22 protein-coding genes and 1 pseudogene are annotated in these 19,751 nt (G+C 63.4%); 14 read left to right on the forward strand and 9 right to left on the reverse strand.

Annotated features, from left to right (window positions below):
* Positions 1–57: 57 nt before the first annotated feature.
* From MESS2_RS00215 to MESS2_RS00225, 3 genes and pseudogenes are all read right to left on the reverse strand, one after another.
* Positions 58–410, reverse strand: a pseudogene (locus tag MESS2_RS00215) (DUF488 domain-containing protein).
* 47 nt (positions 411–457) lie between these two features.
* Positions 458–1,714: an aminopeptidase gene (locus MESS2_RS00220; RefSeq protein ID WP_008871959.1), complete on the reverse strand. Its 1,257-nt coding sequence runs from the start codon at positions 1,712–1,714 to the stop codon at positions 458–460.
* Between the two features lie 142 nt (positions 1,715–1,856).
* Positions 1,857–2,771, reverse strand: coding sequence for a LysR substrate-binding domain-containing protein (locus tag MESS2_RS00225; protein ID WP_008871960.1), 915 nt, complete (start codon positions 2,769–2,771; stop codon positions 1,857–1,859).
* A gap of 97 nt (positions 2,772–2,868) precedes the next feature.
* Between MESS2_RS00225 and MESS2_RS00230 the strand changes: the two genes are divergently transcribed.
* The 3 genes from MESS2_RS00230 (at position 2,869) to sbmA (ending at position 5,987) form a co-directional block, all read left to right on the forward strand.
* Positions 2,869–3,075, forward strand: coding sequence for a hypothetical protein (locus MESS2_RS00230; RefSeq protein WP_008871961.1), 207 nt, complete (start codon positions 2,869–2,871; stop codon positions 3,073–3,075).
* Between the two features lie 354 nt (positions 3,076–3,429).
* Entirely contained in the window at positions 3,430–4,590 is a 1,161-nt protein-coding gene (locus MESS2_RS00235) for a YbfB/YjiJ family MFS transporter (RefSeq protein ID WP_083918306.1), read from the forward strand.
* Between the two features lie 119 nt (positions 4,591–4,709).
* Positions 4,710–5,987, forward strand: a complete 1,278-nt coding sequence (sbmA, locus tag MESS2_RS00240; protein WP_008871963.1) for a peptide antibiotic transporter SbmA — start codon at positions 4,710–4,712, stop codon at positions 5,985–5,987.
* 27 nt (positions 5,988–6,014) lie between these two features.
* On the opposite strand, the gene MESS2_RS00245 is transcribed toward sbmA, so the two are convergent.
* On the reverse strand, positions 6,015–7,037 hold the full coding sequence (locus MESS2_RS00245; RefSeq protein ID WP_040591663.1) for a polysaccharide deacetylase family protein: 1,023 nt from the start codon (positions 7,035–7,037) through the stop codon (positions 6,015–6,017).
* Positions 7,038–7,239: 202 nt separating this feature from the next.
* Here MESS2_RS00245 and MESS2_RS00250 point away from each other — a divergent pair, with 202 nt between their 5' ends.
* From MESS2_RS00250 to MESS2_RS00290, 9 genes are all read left to right on the forward strand, one after another.
* Positions 7,240–7,905 (forward strand): tetratricopeptide repeat protein, encoded by a 666-nt coding sequence (locus MESS2_RS00250; protein WP_008871965.1) that lies wholly within the window; start codon positions 7,240–7,242, stop codon positions 7,903–7,905.
* Between the two features lie 3 nt (positions 7,906–7,908).
* Positions 7,909–9,336 carry a ribosome biogenesis GTPase Der gene (gene der / locus MESS2_RS00255; protein WP_008871966.1) on the forward strand — a complete coding sequence of 476 codons (1,428 nt, stop codon included), beginning with the start codon at positions 7,909–7,911 and terminating at the stop codon, positions 9,334–9,336.
* A gap of 56 nt (positions 9,337–9,392) precedes the next feature.
* Positions 9,393–9,635: a hypothetical protein gene (locus MESS2_RS00260; RefSeq protein WP_244439818.1), complete on the forward strand. Its 243-nt coding sequence runs from the start codon at positions 9,393–9,395 to the stop codon at positions 9,633–9,635.
* A gap of 145 nt (positions 9,636–9,780) precedes the next feature.
* Positions 9,781–10,965 carry a cell wall hydrolase gene (locus MESS2_RS00265; protein ID WP_008871969.1) on the forward strand — a complete coding sequence of 395 codons (1,185 nt, stop codon included), beginning with the start codon at positions 9,781–9,783 and terminating at the stop codon, positions 10,963–10,965.
* Between the two features lie 231 nt (positions 10,966–11,196).
* The gene (locus MESS2_RS00270) at positions 11,197–11,595 is read left to right on the forward strand and encodes an AtpZ/AtpI family protein (protein WP_008871971.1); all 399 of its coding nucleotides are present in this window, start codon (positions 11,197–11,199) and stop codon (positions 11,593–11,595) included.
* A 71-nt stretch (positions 11,596–11,666) separates the two neighbouring features.
* On the forward strand, positions 11,667–12,425 hold the full coding sequence (locus tag MESS2_RS00275) for a F0F1 ATP synthase subunit A (protein ID WP_008871972.1): 759 nt from the start codon (positions 11,667–11,669) through the stop codon (positions 12,423–12,425).
* Between the two features lie 68 nt (positions 12,426–12,493).
* Entirely contained in the window at positions 12,494–12,718 is a 225-nt protein-coding gene (locus MESS2_RS00280) for a F0F1 ATP synthase subunit C (protein ID WP_008871973.1), read from the forward strand.
* A 64-nt stretch (positions 12,719–12,782) separates the two neighbouring features.
* The gene (locus tag MESS2_RS00285) at positions 12,783–13,373 is read left to right on the forward strand and encodes a F0F1 ATP synthase subunit B (RefSeq protein ID WP_008871974.1); all 591 of its coding nucleotides are present in this window, start codon (positions 12,783–12,785) and stop codon (positions 13,371–13,373) included.
* Between the two features lie 10 nt (positions 13,374–13,383).
* Positions 13,384–13,875 (forward strand): F0F1 ATP synthase subunit B, encoded by a 492-nt coding sequence (locus MESS2_RS00290; RefSeq protein ID WP_008871975.1) that lies wholly within the window; start codon positions 13,384–13,386, stop codon positions 13,873–13,875.
* Between the two features lie 168 nt (positions 13,876–14,043).
* Here MESS2_RS00290 and MESS2_RS00295 read toward each other — a convergent pair whose 3' ends face one another.
* Entirely contained in the window at positions 14,044–14,739 is a 696-nt protein-coding gene (locus tag MESS2_RS00295; protein WP_008871976.1) for a ribonuclease HII, read from the reverse strand.
* 154 nt (positions 14,740–14,893) lie between these two features.
* Positions 14,894–16,048, reverse strand: a complete 1,155-nt coding sequence (locus MESS2_RS00300; protein WP_008871977.1) for a PA0069 family radical SAM protein — start codon at positions 16,046–16,048, stop codon at positions 14,894–14,896.
* 150 nt (positions 16,049–16,198) lie between these two features.
* On the opposite strand from MESS2_RS00300, the gene MESS2_RS00305 reads away from it, so the two are divergent.
* A complete protein-coding gene (locus MESS2_RS00305) occupies positions 16,199–16,702 on the forward strand; it encodes a glycosyltransferase (RefSeq protein ID WP_008871978.1) in 504 nt (167 codons plus the stop codon).
* Positions 16,703–17,016: 314 nt separating this feature from the next.
* Positions 17,017–17,991 (forward strand): phytanoyl-CoA dioxygenase family protein, encoded by a 975-nt coding sequence (locus MESS2_RS00310; protein WP_040591664.1) that lies wholly within the window; start codon positions 17,017–17,019, stop codon positions 17,989–17,991.
* Between the two features lie 9 nt (positions 17,992–18,000).
* On the opposite strand, the gene moaB is transcribed toward MESS2_RS00310, so the two are convergent.
* From moaB to MESS2_RS00325, 3 genes are read right to left on the reverse strand one after another with little or no spacing between them, the layout of a single operon-like run.
* Positions 18,001–18,552 carry a molybdenum cofactor biosynthesis protein B gene (moaB, locus tag MESS2_RS00315; protein ID WP_008871981.1) on the reverse strand — a complete coding sequence of 184 codons (552 nt, stop codon included), beginning with the start codon at positions 18,550–18,552 and terminating at the stop codon, positions 18,001–18,003.
* Positions 18,539–19,435, reverse strand: coding sequence for a 4-(cytidine 5'-diphospho)-2-C-methyl-D-erythritol kinase (locus MESS2_RS00320; protein ID WP_008871982.1), 897 nt, complete (start codon positions 19,433–19,435; stop codon positions 18,539–18,541). Before MESS2_RS00320 ends, moaB begins: the two co-directional genes overlap by 14 nt.
* A 26-nt stretch (positions 19,436–19,461) precedes the next feature.
* Positions 19,462–19,644 carry a hypothetical protein gene (locus MESS2_RS00325; protein WP_008871983.1) on the reverse strand — a complete coding sequence of 61 codons (183 nt, stop codon included), beginning with the start codon at positions 19,642–19,644 and terminating at the stop codon, positions 19,462–19,464.
* Positions 19,645–19,751: the final 107 nt, after the last annotated feature.

The raw sequence follows: 19,751 nt of genomic DNA on the forward strand, positions 1-19,751 counted from the left end.
GTCCCGATCAGACATCGCGTCGGCCTTCGCCAATCGCCAAGGTAGGGCGGGGATCTCTCACGCCCCGCGCAAATACCCCGCCAGCGCCACCGCATTGTTGTGCGCCTCGTCATGCGCGCCGTAGAGCAGCGTCACCTTGCCGCCGCGAAGCAGGGCGCGCAGTTCTGCCACCACCTCGCATTGCCATCGAGTTCGGCGCCATACCGCTTCCGAAACTCCGCCCAACGCGCCGGCTCATGCCCGAACCACTTCCGCAATTCGTCGCTCGGTGCAATGTCGTTCAGCCAAAGCCTCAGCGCAGCGTGCTCCTTGCTGACCCCGCGCGGCCATATGCGATCGACCAGCACCCGCTGCCCATCATCTGGTGAGGGCGGCTCATAGATGCGCTTGACCGCGATGTCGTGTCCCATCGCCAACCTCGCATAGGCCGATCAGCACCGGGCTTTCTGCCGGCTCCTCAGGCCCATTCGCCCTTGCGCATGACCGGCACCCTTCTGTCGTCCTTGCCGAGCCCGTCTATGTCGATCTTGTCCGAGCCGATCATCCAGTCGATATGGATGAAACTCTTGTTGCCGCCGCGCGCCGCGATCTCGTCCTGGCTGAGCGAGGCGCCGTCGACGAAGCACTTCGAATAGCACTGGCCGAGCGCGATATGGCAGGCGGCGTTCTCGTCGAACAGCGTGTTGAAGAACAACAGGCCGCTCGCCGAGATAGGCGAGGAATGCGGCACCAGCGCCACTTCGCCGAGCCGGCGCGAACCCTCGTCGGTGTCGAGCACCTTCCTCAGCACGTCCTCGCCCTTCGAAGCCTTTGCCTCGACGATCCTGCCGTCCTCGAAGCGCACCGATATCTCGTCGATCAGCGTGCCCTGGTAGGACAGCGGCTTGGTCGAGGAGACATGGCCCTCGACGCGCCTTGCATGCGGCGTGGTGAAGACCTCTTCGGTCGGAATGTTCGGGTTGCAGGTGATGCCGTTCCTGGCGGTCGAGGCGCCGCCCATCCATTCATGGCCGTCGGCCAGCCCGACGGTGAGATCAGTGCCTGGCCCGGTAAAGTGCAGTGCATGGAAATTATGGCCGTTCAGCCATTCGGTCCGGCTCTTCAATGCCGCATTGTGCGCCGTCCAGTTGCCGATCGGATCCTCCACATCCACCCGCGACGCCGCGAAGATGGCGTCGGCGAGCTTGACCACCGCGACATCGTCGGCATCGCCGGGGAATACCTGTTTGGCCCAGGCGAGATCGGGATAGGCGACGATATTCCAGTTGATGTCGAAGCCGGTGATCTTCTCCAGCGCCGGCCGATAGGCCATCGAATTCGCCTTGTTGGCGCGCGCCACCTTGGCGGGGTCCTGCCCCGACAACAGCGACGGATCCTCGCCGCGCACCGCAAGCCGCGCGGCATTGCCGGTGAAGGCCTTCGCCATGCCTTCATAGAGCCAGCCGGCGGCGCGATCGAAACCGGCATCGGCCCCGTAGCGGTAGCGCGCCAGTGTGATCTCGTCGTCGTTGAAGATCGGCGTCACCAGCCCGGCGCCGGCCTTGTAGGCATGCTCGACGATCCGCCTGGTCAGGGGCAGGGCCGCGATCGACGACGTCAGCACCAGATCCTGCCCGGGCTGCAATTGCAGCCCGACCTTGATGGCGACCTCCGCCAGTCTGTCGAGCTTCACCGGGTCGATCGTTGCGGAAACGCCGCGCGAATGTGTGGTCATGATCCTGCCTGCCGTGATGTGGGGTTCGGTTCATACATAGACCGGCAAGTTGGCGCTTTCCACCGCCATTGCGGGGGGCCACAGCGCCGCGCGTCCGTTCGGACGCGCAAAGAACGCCCGTGGCATTGGATTTGCGCCAGCCTCAGGCCGCGCTGTCGAGCGCGCCGAACTGCGCCATGGTCGCCTCGATCTCTTCGCGGATCCAGGCCTTGAAATCGCGGACCTTGCGGCTCTCGCTCTTGCTGGCCGAGGTCACCAGCCAGTAGCCCAGCCCGCTCTCGGCGCGCACGCCGAACGGCGCCACCAGCCGCCCGTCGGCCAACGCATCGGCGGTCAGCAATTGCCAGGCGAGCATCACGCCATGGCCGGCGATCGCCGATTCCAGGCAAAGCATCGGGTCGGTGAAACGCGCGCCCTTGAGGAAGGTGACCGGCTCGACGCCCGCCGCCTCGAACCAGCTGTCCCAACTGATCATCGACCGCTCGTCGGTGATGGCGCAGGTTTGTGCCAGATCCTGGATCGACTTCAGCCTGGCCGCGATCGACGGTGCGCAGACCGGAAACACCTGTTGCGCCAGCAAAAGTTCCGCACGCCCGCCCGGCCATTTGCCGTCGCCCATCCTGATGCCGATGTCGATGTCGGAATGGTCGAGATCGGCGATCCGCCCCGAAGCGTCGATGCGCAGCAGCACGTTCGGATGGCGGGCGAAATGCCTGGACAGCCGCGGCAGCAGCCATTTCGAGGCAAAGGCCGGCGCCACCGAAACCACCAGCGTGCATTCGCTCGCCTCGTCGGCCAGTGCCACCGCCTGCGCCAGTTCGCGAAAACCGGCGCTGAGCCGCGCCGTGAAGACGACACCGAATTCCGTCAGAACCAGTCCGCCCGGCGTCCGCTCGAACAGCGTCTGGCCGAGCTGCTTTTCGGTCTGCTTGACCTGCTGGCTGACGGCGCTGACGGAAACGTTGAGCTCGGCTGCTGCCGCCGCAAGCGACCCTAGCCGGGCGACGGTTTCCACGGCGCGCAAGCCGTTGAGATGGACGCGGTTCAACATGGTCATTTGAGTTTTTCTAAACTGGTATGGCCGAAATCTCAATTGAAACAGTGGGCGAAATGGCAGATTTTAAGGGAGCAGCTCGATCCTAGGAGGAAAACTGATGAAGATTTTATCATTGTTCAGGATATTCTCCGTAGCCGGCACGGTACAAAGCCTGTCGCATGAAAGCGAGAAAACCCGATGGGTCATCGATCCGCTGTCGCACCCCGTTCTGGACACCATGTCGGAGCGCGAGCTTGGCGACGTGCCGTTCCGGCTGACAGCGCGGCGCACTGCTTATGAGACGGCACAAGCCGGCTGCGGCTGAAAGCCTCTGCACAGAGGATTTCACTTTTTAATTAGTTAATTAGGCCCGAAAAAGAACTGCGGACGAGACGTCGGCGGGACAGCGCCCCCCTCTGTCCTGCCGGACATCTCCCCCGCAAGGAGGGAGATTGGCTGTCATCTCCGCTTTCGCCAATCTCCAAAATCGGAGAAGGGGAGCCGGCGCTGAAACTGCCGATCTCCCCCCTCGAGGGGGGAGATGCCCGGCAGGGCAGAGAGGGGCGCGAAGGATCGTCGACGCTCTGTACCGCGACGCTCGAATACGGTTCTTGTGAACCCTTCCTGGCCCAACGCAAGCCGATTGTTTCACAGGCCGGCGCACTTATTGTGCACCGCAATGAAAGCCGCTTCGCCATCTCCTTTACGTCTCGCCTTCGCCGGCATGGTCGCGCTTGCCGTTGCCATGGGCATCGGCCGTTTTGTCTACACGCCGATCCTGCCCGGCATGATGGAGGAACTCGGCCTGTCGCCGGCCGACGCCGGCTGGATCGCATCGGCCAACTATCTCGGCTATCTCGTCGGCGCGCTTGCCGCCGCCGGCGGCTGGGCGCATGGGCGCGAGCGGATGCTGATGTTCTCCGGCCTTGCCGCCAGCACGGTATTGGCCGCGCTGATGGGGCTGACCGACACCATGGCGGCCTTTCTCGTCATCCGTTTTCTCGGCGGTGTCGCCAGCGCGCTCGTCATGGTCTTCATGTCCAGCATCGTCTTTGGCCATCTCACCGCGGCCGACCGCAACGACCTGCAGGCGCTGCATTTCGGCGGCGTCGGCCTCGGCATCGCGGCCTCCTCGGCGCTGATGGCTGTTCTCGTCACCGGACATGCCGGCTGGGCGGCGGGCTGGCTGTGGTCGGCGGCGATTTGTGGCTGCGGCTTCGTTGTCGTGGCGCTGCTGGTCGGACCTGCCTCGACCACCAACGGTGTTGCGCGCCGCGAGCCGGCGCTGCCGAAGGACCGGTCGTTGGTGAAGATGATTATCGCCTACGGCCTGTTCGGCTTCGGCTACGTGGTGACGGCGACGTTTCTGGTCGCCATCGTCCGCCAGGGCGGCGGCGGCCGCGTCTTCGAGGCGGTCGTCTGGCTGGTCACCGGCCTTGCCGGAATTCCCTCGGTCTGGCTGTGGCAGAAGATCGCGGAAAGGATCGGCCTCTACGCGGCCTGCCTTGCGGGGTGTCTCATCGAGGCGGTCGGTGTCATCGCGAGCGTCGCCATGGGCGGACGCACCGGGCCGCTGCTCGGCGGGTTTCTGCTTGGCGCCACCTTCATGGCCATGACCGCACTCGGCCTGCAGGCCGTAAGGCAGCTCGCACCGCGGGCGCCGCGCCGGACTTTTGCTGTCATGACGGCGTCCTTCGGTCTCGGCCAGATCATCGGCCCGCTCGTCGCAGGACTGCTGGCGCAAGCATCGGGCGGCTTCTTCCTGGCCTCGATCGTTGCTGCCGCCGTCTTGGTCCTCTCCGGCGTCGTCGCCTGGTCGGCTGCGCCAAAATCGCCATGATTGTGGTCTTGCTCGGCGACGGGCATCGGGCCACCATTTTCTTTCCGGTCGATGTGTGACCTTATGCCCGCTGAACAGCAACGCCGCTGATTTGCGCGCCGACCGAGGATTTCCCCACAGTGTTCGTATCGTTTTTTCCGCAGCCGAAGTTGTTTTTCACCTCGGCCGCCGTCTGGAGTCTTCTGCTCGTTATCCTGTGGTTCTTCGGCGGCGAACACCTTGGCACGATGCTTGGCATGCCTCCGGTCGATCCGCAGGCTGCGCCTATCATAAGCCCAATAAGATTCCTGGTGCCGTCATTCCTCTGGTTTTACGGCTACTTTTTCGCGGGAATCGCCCTCTTTTATCTTTTCTGGGCGATTTATTCGCCACATCCTTGGCAAAACTGGTCGATCCTTGGCTCCGGCCTGATCATTTTTGTCACCAATTTCATAGTGCAGATAAGCGTGGCGCTAAATGATTGGCGTGGCATGTTTTACGACATGGTGCAGAAGGCTTTGACCACGCCCGGCTCCGTTACGCCGGGCGAGCTTTACTACGGAGTATGGCAGTTCCTGTCTTTGGCGCTGGTTTACATGAGCATTGCGGTCCTGAACGTTTTCTTCGTCAGGCATTATGTCTTCCGCTGGCGCACGGCGATGAACGATTATTTTACTGCCTATTGGTCGAGGCTGCGCCATATTGAAGGAGCGTCGCAACGCGTTCAGGACGATACGATGCGTTTCTCAAGCACCATGCAAGGGCTTGGAGTGAACTTCATCGACTCCATTATGACGCTGATTGCGTTCCTCCCCTTGCTGGCGTCTCTTTCTATTCACGTTCAAACTCTCCCCATAGTCGGAGCAATTCCTTATCCACTCGTCATCGCGGCGATCGTTTGGTCGTTGTTCGGCACCAGTTTGTTGGCCGTTGTGGGGATTAAGCTCCCCGGCTTGGAATTTCGAAATCAGCGCGTTGAAGCCGCTCTGCGTAAGGAACTTGTGCTCGGGGAAGACGATATCGCACGCGCGCAGCCGCCGACATTGGCGGAACTCTTCTCAAATGTTAGAAAGAATTATTTCACGTTGTATGCCCACTATGTTTATTTTGACATGGTTCGCTATCTATATCTTCAAGCTGACAACGTCTTTGCCACGCTTATTCTTGTTCCAACATTGGCTATTGGTAAAATAAGTTTTGGCGTTTTTCAGCAAGTCGTCTCCGCCTTCTCCCAAGTTGCCAGTTCATTCCAGTATCTCGTGAATTCCTGGCCGACGATCGTCGAGTTGATATCCATCTACAAACGACTGAGAGCCTTTGAAGCCACGCTTGAAGGGGCGCCGCTGCCGGCGATCGACCAGCACTATCTGGAGCGTGAGCAAGCCGGTGTGCGTCCTGAGGATCAGCCGGCAAGCTAAGAAGAGGGCGATGATCGCTTGGGCGGCTCAGCCGCCCACATTTGCCTGTCTCTCGCCGGCGCGTTGCCGCGAAACATAATCGCGAAAGCTGATGCATTCGACGTCTGCTTTGACGCAGACCTCGCCGGCGAAGCGCTCCAGCGCGTTCCAGTAAGCGCCGCCATTCATCAGCGTGAAGTGGAAGCCGAGTTCCAGCGGAATGCGCCTGCCCCGATATTGCCGGTCGAAGGCGGCGCGGAAAGCGTCATAGGTCCGCTCCGTGAACTCGCCCGCCTTGCTTGGCCGTTCGAAACCGCCGGAATGCCTGACATAGAGATTGTAGTCCATGGCGATCACCGGTCTTGATCTGGGCCCTTCCGGGATCTGCGGCAGCGAAAAATGCGTGGTGCCGTTGCTGGTCGGCGGCTGGACCGGGCCCCTTGAAACGCCGCTGGCGTCGAACAGGAAGCCGGCCTTGGGCAACGCCTCGTAGAGCGCCTTGTTTGCCGACAGATAGGGCGCGCGAAACCCGACCACCGCTTGCCGCGCGAAGTCGCGCCAGCCCGGGGGTTCGGACGCAATGCCATTGATCGAATAGGCGTTCTCGAGAATGTGCTCGAACGAGCCGAACTCGGTGGTCCAGTCGGCCTTGCTCCAGTCCTTGCCGTCGAAATGGCCGCAGCCATGGCTGCCGATGTCGTGGCCTTCGGAAGCCGCAAGCCTTATCTGCTCGAGCCGCTCGGCCACCTCCTGCTTTGAGGCGGCAAAGCCGATATTCGATTTACCGGCGCCCTTGCCGGGTGCCGTGTATTCCATGCGTGTCTGCGGCGACAGCAGGAAGACGCAAGAGAGAAAATAGGTGAAATGCGCGCCGGTGCGCTGCGCCAGCGCGCGGCTGCGCTTCCACTGCGAAATGTCGCGGGCGCTGTCGAATGAGATGATGACGACCTGCTTCGGCTTTGCCGGCGCAGGCGCCCCGGGCGGATCGGCGAAAGCCGTGCCGGCTGCGGCAAGCGAGGCCAGGGAGAGCGAGGCAAGAGAAAACGCAACAACGCGGGACAAGCGAGGCATCGGCATCCGGTCTGGCACGGGAACGATTAGAATCGGCTATCGACGAAATATGGCACGGGTACGGTCGCCATTGCGGTCGCACTTTCGCCCGCCTTCCTCGCGATCAGCCGATTTTCCTGGTAAACCCCTTCCATGCCGGCGAAATTTCGCTAAAACGCGGGCTCATGAAGCGCCCCGGCCGGGGCAGCAATGGTTTTGATTGATGTCCGACGACAGTTTTATCCGCGAAGTCAACGAAGAGATTCGTCGCGAACAGGCGCATGCGCTATGGGACCGTTTTGGTCCGGCCTTGCTTGTGCTCGCGGTGCTGGTGGTGCTCGGCACCGCCGCCGTCGTCGGCTACCGCTATTGGGACGAGACCCGCGCCAACCGCTCGGGCGATGCTTTCTCGCAGGCGCTGAAGCTTGCCAATGACGGCAAGAGCGACGAGGCGCTGGCAGCGCTCGATTCCCTGGAGAAGGACGGCTATGGCGCCTATCCGCTGCTCGCCCGCATGCGTGCGGCAACCGTCAAGGCCGACAAGGGCGACGTCGCCGCCGCCGTCAAGGACTTCGACGAGGTTGCCGCTGACACCGCCATTCCCCAGGGCCTTCGCGACATGGCGCGCCTCAGGGCAGCTTTGTTGCTGGTCGACCATGGCTCCTTTGCCGATGTCTCCAGCCGCGTCGAGGCGCTCACCGCCGACACCAACACGCTGCGCCACACCGCGCGCGAGGCGCTCGGCCTTGCTGCCTGGAAGGAAGGCAAGGCGCAGGATGCGCTGAAACTGTTCGACCAGATCGCCGCGGATGACGGCGCCCCGCGCAACACGCGCGAACGGGCGACGTTGATGTCCGAGTTGATCCGCGGGTCGGGCAGCGCGTCGTGATGCATGGGTTTCAAAGTCGCCATCATCGGCCGGCCTAACGTCGGCAAATCGACCCTCTTCAATCGGCTGGTGGGAAGGAAGCTGGCGCTCGTCGACGACACGCCGGGCGTCACCCGCGACCGCCGGGTGCACGCCGCCAAGCTCTACGATCTCGCTTTCGACGTCATCGACACCGCCGGCTTCGAGGATGCCGGTGCTGCGACGCTGCCTGGCCGCATGCGGGCGCAGACCGAGATCGCCATCCGCGAGGCTGATCTGATCTTCTTCACCATCGATGCCAAAGCCGGACTGCTGCCCGACGACAGGACCTTTGCCGAGATCGTTCGCAAATCCGGCAAGCCGGTGGTGCTGGTCGCCAACAAGGCCGAGGCGCGCGGTGCCCAGGGTGGCATGCTGGAGGCCTGGGAGCTTGGGCTTGGCGAACCGATCCCGGTCTCGGCCGAACATGGCCAGGGCCTGCCCGACCTGCGCGACGCGGTGGTGGCGGCGCTCGGCGAGGAACGCGCCTTCGGCGAGGAAGAGGACGAACATGAGGAGATCGCCGCCAGCGAGGTGCTGATCGGCGAGGACATCACCGATCCGGATGCCGAACCCGGCTATGACGACACCAAGCCGATGCGCATCGCCGTCGTCGGCCGTCCCAATGCCGGCAAGTCGACCCTGATAAACGCGCTGATCGGCGAGGAGCGGCTGTTGACCGGACCAGAGGCCGGCATCACCCGCGATTCCATCTCGGTCGACTGGGACTGGCGCGGCCGGCGGATAAAACTGTTCGATACCGCTGGGATGCGCCGCAAGGCCAGGATCCACGAAAAGCTGGAAGTGATGTCGGTGCAGGACGGCCTGCGCGCCATCCGCTTTGCCGAGATCGTCATTATCGTGCTCGACGCCACTATCCCTTTCGAGAAACAGGATCTGCAGATCGCCGACCTGATCATCCGCGAGGGCCGTGCGCCGGTGATCGCCTTCAACAAATGGGATCTGATCGACCGCCCCCAGGAACTCCTGGCGGAACTGCGCGAGAAGACCGAGCGGCTGCTGCCGCAGGCGCGCGGCATCCAGGCGGTGCCGGTCTCGGCCGAGACCGGGCGCGGCCTCGACAAATTGATGGATGCCGTCATCAGGACGCACAAGGTCTGGAACAGCCGCGTCTCGACCGGCAAGCTCAACCGCTGGCTCGAAGGCATATTGGCGCATCATCCGCCGCCCGCCGTCGCCGGCCGCCGGCTGAAGGTCAAATACGTCACCCAGGCCAAGACCCGCCCGCCGGGCTTCGTCGTCCAATGCTCGCGGCCCGACGCGATGCCGCAATCCTATGTCCGCTATCTCTCCAACAGCCTGCGCGAGGCCTTCGACATGCCCGGCGTGCCGATCCGCATCGCCTTGCGCACCTCGGACAACCCGTTTGCCGGCAGGGCCAAGAAGCGCTGAGCGGCAGCGCAGCGGAGACGGCCATCGCTTCGTCATGCCGCGACCTGTGGTGATGGTTGTCGCCGGCATCTGTGTTTCCTCATGGCATGGGCGTCGCCTACACCGAAATTGCCGCGCTTGCCGGCGCCAGCCACGCCGGAACGGCTCTCGGCCTTGCCAACAGCTTCGTCTTCGTCGCGTTCTTCCTGGTGCCGATCGCCATTCCGGGCCTTCTCGTCGTCTTGTCATGGACGGGCGTGTGGCTGGCGGCGGCCGTCTGCGCGCTGATCGCCTGGCCGGTTTTTCTCCGGCCGAGCTGAATTTTCCGGCCCGGCTGGGCGGCGCAAAAAGCGTCTCGTTTCGCATCAACATCAAAAAAACACGATCGACCCTGTTAACGCCCCATCAAGGTTAATGCATCATTGTGCCTCTCCAGTGGGGTCCGTTGCGTTTCTGGAGAGTTCCGTGCATCGACGTGTTGTGAAGCGGCTTCTCGCCGCCGCCGGTGAGAAGAAGCGTTCCGTCCTGTCTCCTCTGATCATTGGGCTTGGCATCTGGGTCGGCTTTCCCAATGTTGTCGCCTATCAGGACATGACGAGCCTGGTCTCCGGCCTCGAAGCGCCGAATGGCCGCTGGAGCGCCTTTGTCGAGAAATCCGTCGCCGGTTCGGTCCATGCCGCCGAGATGCCTTTCCTCGATTCCGACACCACCGGTTCGATCTCGGGTTCAGGCGTTCGGTTGCCCGGCATCGGCGCCGTGTCGTTTCGCGGCAAGGGTGCCGTGGCCGGCACGACGCCCGACGAGGACCGCGTCAAGCGCGCCGACAAGAAGGGCCGCATCATCCAGGTCTCGCCGGTGGCGCCGCCGAAGAACTTCAATGCCGGCTCAATCTTCGAGCGTACCTCCTCGCTGCTTCGCCCGAGCACGGACAGCGGCCTGAAGATGGCCTTCGCCAAGCCCGAGATCAAAGGCAAGGAGATCGAGATCGCCGCCGCGTTCCACGCGCGCGTCGACAAGAAGCCCGATCCCGGCATGCCGCCCATGCTTGCGGCGCTGGTCAACAACGATCGCCCCGATGTGCTGGCGACCGCCTATGCATCGGCGGCGCCCGACTACGCGCAGGCATCGCCCTTCGAGGCCTTGTTGCAGGACGAGAAGCCGAACAATGGCCGCTTCATTCCGCCGATGGCCAAGGGCGACCATTCCTGGATGCAGAATCCGTTGCCGGCGAGCGTCTTCTCCAAGCCGGAGCAGGCCTGCCTTGCCAACGGCATCTATTTCGAGGCGCGCGGCGAGAGCGTGCGCGGCCAGGCCGCCGTCGCCCAGGTCATCCTCAACCGCGTCCGCAATCCGGCCTATCCGAACTCGATCTGCGGCGTCGTCTACCAGAACGACAAATGGTTCAACCGCTGCCAGTTCTCCTTCGCCTGCGACGGCAGGAAGAAGCGCATCGAGAGCCCCGCCAACTACAGAATTGCCCAGGATGTCGCCATGGCGGTTACCGCCGGCAAGATTTTCATCCCGGAAGTGGGATCGTCGACCCATTACTACGCCAACTATGTCAATCCGGGCTGGGCGCGGTCGATGAAAAGAATGACCAAGATCGGCCTGCATATCTTCTACCGCACCTATGGCGGCGGCTGGAGCTGAGCGCTCCAGGCGCGACCGATCGAAGAGCCATCGCCGGAGGGATTCGGCCGCGGCGCGCCAGAGACAGTGCCGGGCACGATGTCGCACCTCAGCAAGCTATTGATTTCAATAGAAAAAATACATGGCTTCGAAGTTCCGCCCCTGGCTTGACGGGCGCGTACCCTCTAACTATGTTGCCGGCGACTTTAGAAGCGGACGGACGGTGACGGTCTGGCCGGGCAGGGGGGTTCGATGGCCGGCAAGAAGGGGCCACACGGAACCGGAGAAACCGGCCGCGGCAAGCAGCGTGAAGCCGACATCCGTGACGACGATCTTGAGCGCCGCCGGCGCGACCTTGAAGCATCGCTAGCGACAAGGCGGCCGGGCCGGCTCGAGGGGAAAGACGACGCGAAAGCGGGCAGTGCGGCCGGATACGGCCAGGCACTCAAACTGTCCAGCGAGTTCATCGCCGGGGTAGTGGTGGGTGCCGGCATCGGCTGGATCATCGACCGTCTGGCGGGGACATCGCCATGGGGTCTGATCGTGTTCCTGCTGCTGGGCTTTGGCGCCGGTGTGCTCAATGTCATGCGCTCCGCAGGGCTTATGGCAGAATTCGGACAGGGCGAAAAACCGCGCGATCCGAAAGAATGAACGAAGGCGCCGCTGGCCGGCGCGATGAACAGGACAGTAAAGTCGCGCGCGGCTTTGATGGGGATTATTAAGTGGCTGCTGACAAGGTCGATCCGATCCACCAGTTCAATATCGTCAAGCTGATTCCGATCAACATCGGCGGCTATGATCTGTCCTTCACCAATTCGGCGCTCTTCATGGTCGCCACCGTGGCCGTCGCGTCGGCGTTCCTCTACCTCTCGACCTCGAGCCGCAGCCTCGTTCCCGGCCGTCTCCAGTCGGTTTCGGAAATGGCCTATGAGTTCGTCTCGAACATGCTGCGCGATTCAGCGGGAACCCAAGGCATGAAGTTCTTCCCCTTGGTATTTTCGCTGTTCATGTTCGTGCTCGTTGCCAATCTGCTCGGCCTTTTCCCGTATTTCTTCACTGTCACCAGCCACATCATCGTCACCTTCGGTCTCGCCGCCTTGGTAATTGGAACCGTCATCGTCTACGGCTTCATGAAGCATGGCCTCGGCTTCCTGAAGCTGTTCGTACCGAAAGGCGTGCCTGTCGTGATGCTGCTGCTTGTCGTTCCGATTGAGATCATTTCGTTCCTGTCGCGACCAATCAGCCTTTCCGTCCGCCTGTTCGCGAACATGCTGGCTGGCCACATCACGCTCAAGGTCTTTTCCGGCTTCGTTGTTTCGCTGAGCGCGTTCGGCGCAGTCGGCGTGGCGGGTTCGATCCTGCCGCTGGCCATGGCGGTAGCGCTGACGGCCTTGGAAGTCCTGGTGTCTTTCTTGCAAGCCTACGTCTTTGCGGTTTTGACCTGCATGTATCTCAACGACGCTCTGCATCCCAGTCACTAGGGAATTTCACCGGCGGAATTACCGCCAATTACAAACTGCAACGACAATGGAACCACAAGGAGTTTGACATGGAAGTAAGTGCAGCAGCTGCAATCGGCGCAGGCATCGCTTGCCTCGGCATGGGTGGCGCCGGCATCGGCCTCGGCAATATCTTCGGTAGCTATCTGGCGGGCGCGCTGCGCAACCCGTCGGCAGCGGATGGCCAGTTCGGCCGTCTGATCTTCGGCTTCGCCGTGACCGAAGCGCTTGGCATCTTTTCCCTGCTGATCGCCTTCCTCCTAGTGTTCAAGTAAGAACACGGGTCGACGAGAAGGGGTGCGCAAACATGCGGCCTGACTTTATGGACAGGGGAATGCGATGTTCGTGACATCTGCGTTTGCAGAAGAGGCCGCGCCCGCCGTCGAAGGTGGGACGGAAGGCGCTACGCAATCCAGCACCGGCGTGCCCGCCAAGGTGGAAGGCACGTTCCCGCCGTTCGATCCGGCGACTTTCCCGTCGCAGCTTCTGTGGCTGGCGATCACCTTTGGGCTGTTCTACCTGTTCCTGAAGAAGGTGGTGATGCCGCGCGTCGGTGGCATCATCGACGTCCGCAATGACCGGATCACCCAGGATCTGGACCATGCCGCCAGGCTGAAGGGCGAGGCTGACGCCGCCGTTGCCGCCTATGAGCAGGAACTGGCGGAGGCCAAGACCAGGGCCAACACGATCGGCCAGCAGGCCAACGATGCCGCCAAGGCGGAAGCCGAGACCGCCCGCAAGAAGATCGAAGCGGCGCTTGACCAGAAGCTCGGCGAAGCCGAAGCCCGCATTTCCTCCATCAAGGCCAACGCCATGAAGGAAGTCGGCACGATCGCCGAGGACACCGCTTCGGCCATCGTCGAGGCGCTCGTCGGCGGCAAGGCCAGCAAGACCGAGATCGCGGCCGCGGTCAAATCCGTGGCCCGGTGAGGAGCGCATCATGGACGCCACATCTCTCGCAACGGTTTGGGCCACGGTTGCCCTGGTCATTTTCCTCGGCATCGCCATCTACATCAAGGTGCCGCGCCTGATCGCCAAGTCGCTCGATGCCCGCGCCGCCAAGATCAGCGCCGAGCTTGAGGATGCGCGCCGGCTGCGCGAAGAGGCCCAGCAGCTGCTCGGCCAGTACCAGAAGAAGCGCAAGGAAGCCGAGCAGGAAGCCGCCGACATCGTCGCCGCCGCCAAGCGCGAGGCCGACATGCTTGCCGCCGAGGCGCACAAGAAGACCGAGGACTATGTTATCAGGCGCACCGCGCTTGCCGAGCAGAAAATCGGCCAGGCCGAGCGCGAGGCGATCGGCGAAGTGCGCGCCAGCGCCGTCGACATCGCCGTCGAGGCAGCGCGTGCGCTGCTTGCCGGCAAGATCGACGCCAAGGCTGGTGCGGACCTGTTCAAGGCCTCGCTGCAGGACGTGAAGGCCAAGCTGAACTAGGCGGAAGCCGTCACCGCATCATCGAAGCCGCCCGGGCAGTTTGGCGGCTTTTTGTTGCGGTGGGGATGCGAATGGCGACGCGACTGAGCGCGCAATCTCCCCCCACGTGGGGGGAGATTGGCTGTAGCCGCCGGTTTCGCCAATCTTCGAGAAATACCGCCGGATCACTCAATCCAGGCCAGCAAGGATCTCTTCATCAGCCACTTCCGTCCCGCCAAGCCGGAACGGCGCGAACGACACGCGGTGCAGTCGCGCCACCGGCCCGTGCGCCTCGATCGCCGCGCGGTGACGGACCGTGGCATAGCCCATATGGACCTCGAAGCCGTAATGCGCGTGATGGCTGCCGCAGCCGCACATCATGCGGTCGCGCATCACCTTGGCGACGATCGAGGCGGCGGCGATCGACTGCGAGCGCTGGTCGCCCTTGATCAGCGCGCGCCCGGCGCAGGGCAGGCCCGGCGGCACGTCGCGGCCGTCGGCGAGCGCCAGTTTCGGCTGCACCGGCAGGCCGACCAAAGCGCGGCGCATCGCCTCGAGGCTGGCCTTGAGGATGTTGCTGTCATCAATGCCTTCGGCGCTGACCGAGGCCATCGATACACCGAAGGCTGAGCCGATAATTCTCGAGAACAGCGCCTCGCGCTGCAAATGGCTAAGGCGCTTGGAATCGTCGAGACCATCGGGAATGTTGGCGGGGTCGAGCACCACCGCCGCCGCCACGACCGGTCCGGCGAGCGGCCCTCTGCCGGCCTCGTCCATGCCCGCCACCGGCCAGAGACCTTCGGCCATCGCCTTCGTCTCGAAGGAGAAGTCGGGTCTCTCGACGATTTCAAAGAGAAGCGGAGAATCGGAACGCTGGCGAGCCATGGTGCGGCGAGGTTCGCATCAGCTCCGATTCTCCGCAAGTCCCTCCGGGCCAGGTGGGGCACCGGACCCGGAGGGCACCGTCTGCAAGCCCGGGGACAAGACAGGCCGGACGGAATTTTTCATGTGCCACCGGCAACGGCGGCACATGATGTCTTCAAAGCAGCATCAACTGCTCGGTTGCCTTGGCGGCGGCGACGAACCGGTCGGTCCTGAGCGACCGCCGCTCGGCATTGAGGCCAAGCCGCTTGGCGGCGATCTCGAAGCGCCGGCCGATCTGCCAGGCATAGGGACCTGAGCCTTTCATGCGCTTGCCCCATTCCGAATCGTAATCCTTGCCGTCGCGCATCGAGCGGATCAGCGACATGACGTGGCGATAGCGGTCGGGATAGTGGCGCAGCAGCCAGTCCTTGAAGATCGGAGCCACCTCCAGCGGCAGGCGCAGCAGGACATAGCCGGCCTCGCGCGCGCCAGCCGCGTAGGCCGAATCGAGGATGCGCTCCATCTCCTGGTCGGTCAGGCCAGGGACGATCGGCGCGACCATGACCGAGGCGGGAATGCCGGCATCCGAAAGCTGCCTGATCGCCTCCAGCCGCTTGGTCGGCGTCGACGCGCGCGGTTCCATGGTGCGCGCCAGCATACGGTCGAGCGTCGTCACCGACAGCGCCACCTTGGCCAGTCCGCGTTCGGCCATGCGCGACAGAATGTCGATGTCGCGCGTCACCAATGCCGATTTGGTGACGATGCCGACCGGGTGGCCGCGCGCCTCCAGCACTTCGAGGATCTCGCGCATGATCCGGTACTGCTTCTCGATCGGCTGGTAGGGATCGGTATTGGTGCCGATGGCGATGGTGCGCGGCTGGTAGCCGTCCTTGGACAGTTCCTTGTCGAGCATCCGCGCCGCATCCGGCTTGGCGAACAGCTTCGATTCGAAATCCAGCCCCGGCGACAGGCCCATGAAGGCATGCGTTGGCCTGGCGAAGCAGTAGACGCAGCCATGCTCGCAGCCGCGATAGGGGTTGATCGAGCGGTCGAAGGAAATATCGGGCGATTCGTTGCGGGTGATGACGGTGCGCGGCTTCTCGACCTGCACCTCGGTCTTGAACGGCGGCAGTTCCTCCAGCGAGTTCCAGCCATCGTCGAAGACATGCCGGCTGACCGGCTCGAAACGGCCGGACGGATTGATGCCGGCGGAACGGCCGCGATTGCGGTCCGGACGCACGCGCATGCCGCTCTGTTCGATCATCGTATTGGCCATCTCGGCTCTTCCTGCTCCGAAGGCTGCAATGTCGGCGCGCACGATCTGTTCCATTTTCGCCCTCTCCCAGGGACTGTCTGCGGGCTGTCGAATCGCTCTGTTCATGAAATTATTCCTATTTCATCGACGAGAACAAAGCAAGAACTTTTTATGGTGCGATGCAAAAACTGGCGCTCCGTCAGGCTTTCCGCTATTCGGCTAAACATGCTCAGCGTTCTCATCGAAACCCTGAATGACGAAGAAGGCCTTGCCCGCACGCTCGCCTCGCTGATTGGCGGGGCCGTCGAGGGCGTGGTGCGCGATGTCATCGTCTGCGACACCGGTTCGACCGACCAGACACACCGCGTCGCGGAGCATGCCGGCTGCCACTTTGTGGCGGGTGGCGTTGCCGCCGGCATCAGACAGGCCAAGGGCGAATGGCTGCTGATGCTGGAGCCCGGCGCGCGGCTGGCGGAAGGCTGGATCGACGATGTCGCCGCCCACACGGCCAGGCAAACCATGCCGGCGCGGTTCTCGCGGGCGCGCGCCAGCCGCACGCCGTTTCTGTCACGGGTCTTTTCGGGAAACCGGGCGTTGGCCGAAGGGCTGGTGATCAGCAAGCGTCAGGCCACCGCCTTGTCCAAGAACGCCCGCAGCGCCGAAGCCATCGCCCGCGGCCTCGCGACAAAGCGGCTCCACGCCGAGATCTCTGTCGCGCCGGCGAAGTGAGGCGCCTGTTTCCTTCTCCCCTTGTGGGACAAGGTGGATCGGCGCGTAGCGCCGAGACGGAAGAGGGGTTGGAAGAAACTCAACGCCGCATTCCGTCCAGCACCCCATCCGACCTCGCTTCGCGAGGCCACCTTCTCCCACAGGGGGGAGAAGGACGGTAACGCTGAGAATTTCGCCGCCATCGTTTATTGTGCATTGCACAAAATCTGACCTGGGGTTACCATTCTCCTGACGCGGGACAATCGGGTTTGGGTAATGCCGGAGCGGTGAGCGACCGACGTTTCGTCGACGCCGCCTTCACAGCCGAGGAGCCGATGACCCTTTCAAGCCCTGACAAATCCGGCGCTGCGAGCCTCGAGGCGATCGCCCGAAACGGCAGCCTGCTGCGTCGCATCGCCGTGCGCATCCCGACCTATCTGACGGATCTTCGCGAGAACCCGGCCTGGCTGCCGATGTTCGTGCTGGCGCGCACCATGCCGGCGCGCCGGCTGCATTGGCGTGGAGCAAAACCGGTTCGGCCGGCACAAAAAGCCCAGGAAACGATGTTCGCCGGCGTCGATCGTGGAACAGTCGTCGACGCGCTGCGGTCGGACGGCCTCTTTTCCGGGCTGGTCCTGCCATCGTCGATCCACGAGGAGATCGCCAGCTTTGCACAACGCACGCCGTGCTTCGGCAATTTCGACCGCCGGCTGGAGTTCCAGCCGGCAAAGCATGCCGAGGCCGAGAAGCACTTCGGCCGTCCGTTGCTCAGCGGGCATTTTTTCGAACGGATCCTCGACTGCAAAGCCGCGCTCGCCGTACAGCGCGACCCGCTGCTCCTCGACATTGCCGCCCACTATCTCGGCAGCCAGGCGAAGCTGATCACCACGCGTGTCTGGTGGAGCTTTCCGACCGGCGGGGTCTCCGACGCCGAGAAGAACCTCGCGTCACTCGGCAAATACCACTTCGACCTCGACGATTGGCGCATGCTGAAATTCTTCTTCTACCTTGTGCCGGTCGACGACGGCACCGGTCCGCATGTCTATGTCCGGGGCAGCCATAACCGCCGCATCCTCAAGCATCAGATGACGCTTCTCGTCGGCCATCCGGCAGAGGAGGTTCTGAAGGTCTACGGAGACGAGAGCCCGGTCACGCTGACCGGCGAGGCCGGTCTCGGTTTTGTCGAGGACCCCTTCGGTTTCCACATGGGCACCGTGCCGACGCGCGCGCCGCGACTGATGATGGAAGTCGGCTTCGGCGTCTCGCCGCCTTCGCGCCGGCGCTTCCACGGCGAGCCGGTCATTCGCTGAGCCGGGATCCTATCCGGTCTTTCCGCGCCTGAGATGCTCGTCCAGCCGCGGCATGATCTCGACGAAATTGCAGGGCATGTGCCGGTAGTCGAGCTGCGGCTTCAGGATACCGTCCCAGGCGTCCTTGCACGCGCCGGGCGACCCCGGCAGCACGAAGACGAAGGTGGCGTTGACGACGCCGCCGGTCGCCCGGCTCTGGATCGTCGAGGTGCCGATCTTGTCGTAGGAGATGCGGTGGAACACTTCTGAAAACCCGTCCATGCGTTTTTCGAAGATCGGCTCCAGGGCTTCCGGCGTCACGTCGCGGCCGGTGAAGCCGGTTCCGCCGGTGGTGATGACGACATCGATATTCTTGTCCCTCGACCATGCCAGGACCGTGTCGCGGATATTTTCCCGGTCGTCGGTGACGATGTCGCGGGCGGCAAGGATGTGGCCGGCTTCGGTGATGCGGTCGGCCAGCGTCTGGCCGGATTTGTCATCGGCTAGGCTGCGCGTATCGGAAACCGTCAGCACCGCGATGCGCACGGGAATGAAGGAACGGCTCTCGTCAATCCTGGCCATGTGCGTCCGCCTCCGATGCGATACTGCGTGTCGCCGCGACGAACCAGTCAGGCTGGCGGCTGCGGATATCGACGGCCGCGCGCTTGGCGACATTACCGGTCTCGAACAGCCCGAAACAGGTAGCGCCGGAACCCGACATCCGGGCGAATCCCGCCCCGGCCCTGTTCAGCACGGAAAGCGCCTTGCCGATGGCCGGCTGGATGGCGCGCGCGGCGGGCTCAAGATCGTTGCGGGTGATCTCCAGCCAGTTGCGAACGCTGTGGAAGTCGAAACCGCGCGGCAGCGGCGGCAGCCCTTCATTGTCGCGTTTCTCAAGGGCATTGAACACATCGGCCGTGGAAACAGCAGTGCCCGGATTGACCAGCACCAGTCCCAAGGCCGGAAAATTCGGCACGACCGACAGCTCTTCGCCGACACCGCTCGCGATCAGCGGCTTTGCCGCCAGGCACATCGGAACGTCGGCGCCAAGCGAGAGGCCGATCCGCGCCAGTTCGTTCTCGCCAATGTCGAGCCCCCAGCTCTGCACGAGCCCGCGCAACACCGCCGCCGCATCGCTTGAGCCGCCGCCGACACCGGACGCGACCGGCAGGTTCTTTTCGAGCCGGATGACAACCGGCGGCGCGTGCTGGAGGCCGGCCTCCTGCCGCAAGGTGTCGCGCGCTTTCACCGCCAGATTGCCGCCGTCGAGCGGGACCGCGGGCGCGTATTTGCCGGAGACGGAAAACCCGTCGCTGTCGGCAAGTTCGATCTCGACCCTGTCGCCGAAGCGCGTGAACACGGCAAGGCTCTCGATCAAATGATAGCCATCCGGCCGCTTGCCGGTGACGTGCAGCGCAAGGTTGATCTTGGCATGCGCATGCCACGTCCGCGGATCGGAATTCACGGTCTCGGCGGCGAGGGAGATGATTTTCAGTCCTTGGCCAGGCGGTATTCGCCGGTCTTCGGATCCTTGACCAGCGTTCCCATCGTGCCGTTGGCCGCCTGCTTTTCGGTGCGCCGTATCTTGGCCGTCACGCGCTGGGCTTCCCGGACGAAGGAGCGGTAACCGACATAGGCGAGCACCCCGACGGCGGCGAAGAAAATGATCTGCATGTCAAAACTCCTCCCTCGCAGGGCGGCAAAGGCGGCCGGTCGGGTCGGTTACGGGGCCTATGCTAGACGCTTTCACTGGTTTTTCAAAGCCCGAAGCGAGCCCACAG

Origin of the sequence: Mesorhizobium metallidurans STM 2683, from assembly GCF_000350085.1 — a bacterium.
Lineage (GTDB): Bacteria > Pseudomonadota > Alphaproteobacteria > Rhizobiales > Rhizobiaceae > Mesorhizobium > Mesorhizobium metallidurans.